At 69.2% G+C, this 2,924-nt stretch carries 2 protein-coding genes; both read right to left on the bottom strand.

Features of this window, described 5'->3' with window-relative positions; translation table 11 throughout:
• A partial coding sequence (locus AB0J09_RS61175; protein ID WP_360713211.1) for an AAA family ATPase occupies positions 1-2,370 on the bottom strand: 2,370 nt, incomplete at its 3' end.
• Between the two features lie 115 nt (positions 2,371-2,485).
• The gene (locus tag AB0J09_RS61170; RefSeq protein ID WP_360713209.1) at positions 2,486-2,632 is read right to left on the bottom strand and encodes a hypothetical protein; all 147 of its coding nucleotides are present in this window, start codon (positions 2,630-2,632) and stop codon (positions 2,486-2,488) included.
• Positions 2,633-2,924: the final 292 nt, after the last annotated feature.

Genomic DNA, 2,924 nt, shown 5'->3' with positions numbered 1-2,924 from the left:
GGCCGCCACCTCCGCGGCCAGCTCGCGCACCCTGGCGGTCCGCTCGGGTTCGATGGCCTCGGCGGCGTCGCAGACCGTGCGGAGCAGCGACAGCAGCCGCCAGCCGAGCATGGCCTTGCTCGACTGCTTGTGATGGGAGAGCACCCGCTCGGCCACGCTCAGCGCGGCGCCGGGCTCGCCCTTGGTCAGGTGCCAGCCGATGTGCAGGCGGGCGTTGTTGATGATGTCCTGGACGAAATCCTCGGGCCGGTCCTTGAGCACGCCGACCTCTGACAGGATGCCCTCGACCAGTTGCAGCTCGCCCCTGGCCAGGGCGATGTCGGCGCGCACGCGGAGCAGCGCGTACCTGGTGCGCAGCGCGGGCCCGTGACTGAGCGCGCTCTCGACGATCTCGATGGCCTCGTCCCAGCGGCCGATCGACTCCAGGACCTCGGCCCAGTTGTTCTTGATGAACAGGCCGCTGCCGCGCAGCCTGCCGTACTTCTTGGCCAGCTCCCAGCCGTCCACCGACAGGCGCAGCGCCTCTTCGTGGCGGCCCATGTCGATCAGCGCATCGATGTTGTTGCCGGTCGCCCTGGTGATCAGGCGGCCGGAGTCCTCCTGCCTGCCGATCTCCAGCGCCTGCTCGTTGACGACGATCGTGGACTCGTTCTCGCCGTTGAGCGAGTGGCCGAGCGCCAGGTTCATCAGCAGGTCGGCTTCGAGGCACCGGTCGCCGTGCTCCCTGGCCAGGCGCAGGCCCTCGGCGATCAGCTCACTCGCCTCGGTGATCTCGCCTCGCAGCATGAGGTGGCGACTCAGCACCGTGACGACCTCGGCCCGGTCGGGGCCGTCGCAGGGCACGAGCCCCAGCGCGCGCCTGAGATCCTCGATGACGCCGAGCTGGCCCTTGGAGTTCTTGAACGCCACCCCCCGCACGATGAGCTGGGCCACGCGGGCCGGCTCCTGGGTCTCGTCCAGCTGCGACAGCGCGGCCTTGACGAACTTGGCGCCCTTGTCCACGTCGCCGCCGGCGTTCGCGGCCTCGGAGGCCCGTTCCAGCACGGCGGTGTGGTCGGCGCTGATGAGCTCGGGCGCGTCGGGCACGCGGTCCCAGAGCATGAGTACGCGTTCGAGCAGGGGGACGGCCTCGGTGTAAGCGAACGCCTTGAACGACTTCTGCGCCGCATCCCACGCGGAGATCAGCGCCCAGGTGTCGTTGCGCGCGCCGTACCAGTGGTGTGCCAGCTCGACGGCGGCACGGCCGGGCGGTACGAGCCCGCGGTCCTTGGAGATCTCCTCGGCGAACCTGGCGTGCAGGCGCTGGTGCTCGCCGGGCAGCAGCTCGTCGTGGACGGCTTCGCGGATGAGGGAGTGTCTGAAGACGTACGCGCGGTTGTCGGCGATCTGCAGGACGTTGCGCGCGATGGCGGGCCGTAGCGCGGTCTCCAGCTCGACGTCGGACAGGCCGCTCACGGCGGCCAGCAGCTTGTGGCTGACCCGGATGCCGCCGGCGGCGGCCACGCGCAGAACGCGCTGGGTCTCCTCGGGCAGCCGCTCGACGGAGTTGAGAATGAGGTCCTGCATGGACTCGGGGAACGTGCAGTCCTCGCCGCCCTCCAGCATGGCCTCCACGAACAAGGGGATGCCCTCGCTGCGCTCGTAGACCTTCTCGACCTTGGTGTACTGCGGGACCTCGCCGAGGATGCCGGCCATCTGCTGGGCGACCTCGTCCCTCGACAGGCGGGGCAGGTCGAGCCGGTGCACGCCGTTGACCCGGCCCAGCTCGGCCAGTACCGGCCGGAGCGGATGCTGGCGGTGCAGGTCGTCGGAGCGGTAGGTCATGACGATCAGCACCTGCGGGGCGTGCAGATTGCGGCAGAGGAAGGCGATGAGGTCGCGGCTGGACCTGTCGGCCCAGTGGATGTCCTCGATGACGAGGACGGTGGGACGGGCGTCGGCGAGGCGCTCGAGGAGGGTGAGGAACTGCTCGAAGAGGCGGGCACGACCGGTGTCGGTCTCGCCGTCGCCGCTCGGCTCGCCGAACTCGGGCAGCAACCGGGCGAGATCGCGCTCGGCCCCGTCCGGCAGCAGCCCGGCGACGGCGGCCGGGCCCTGTTCCCTGACGAGCTGCCGGAGCGCGGCGGTGAACGGCGCGTAGGCCAGGCCCTCCGTGGACAGCTCGACGCACCCGCCGAACAGCACGTGCGCGCCGTCGGCCAGGCACTGCTCGGCGAACCGCTGAACGAGCCTGGTCTTGCCGACCCCGGCCTCGCCACCGAGCAGGACGGACGTCACCGTCCCTTTTCGTGCCTCGTCGAAGCTGTCAGACAGAGCCGCCAGCTCCTCTTCCCGCCCGACGAAGACGGGACTGACAGAACGTCCCCGCATGTCATCAAGCATGTCATGCCCGTTCCATTACTTTCGACGCTTTTATGGGCGTGCCTTTAAGGGGGCATCGAGGCCCGGCCACGAGGGAGGTGGTGGCCGGGCTCTCGTGAGGTGGTCATGAGGAACGGCGCTTGCCGAAGACCGAGCGGCGCTCGGACTTGTTGGCCCGCTCCGCTTCGCGTACTCGCCGGTGGTGGGCGGCCGCCTCGCGCAGCTCGTTCGCGTGGTTCTTCATGAGCTCGTACTCAATTTCGGGGTGCATGGGGTGTCTCCTGAAATTTGGTGCTTCTTCCTGACACCTTTAAGACTCGGGCTAAGGCCCCGCCTCCCACATCGGGTGGATGCCCTATCTCCGGTACGCAGACGCGTACGGCATACCTAGGACCTGGGCGCCTGCCGCCTAAGGCGGTCCGGTTTGGAGCTCACGGGCCTGGTCGGCGATGCTGTGATGGTGTCAACTGTGACTACCTCGCTCGCGGACGTGACCTCTTCGGAGGCGGCGTTGCGAGCTTTCCTGCACGGCCTGCCCGGGGTTGACCGGGTCGGCGCGGACC

The organism is Nonomuraea sp. NPDC049784 (assembly GCF_040659615.1).
Lineage (GTDB): Bacteria > Actinomycetota > Actinomycetes > Streptosporangiales > Streptosporangiaceae > Nonomuraea.
This window is presented reverse-complemented; position numbering and strand designations above follow the sequence as displayed.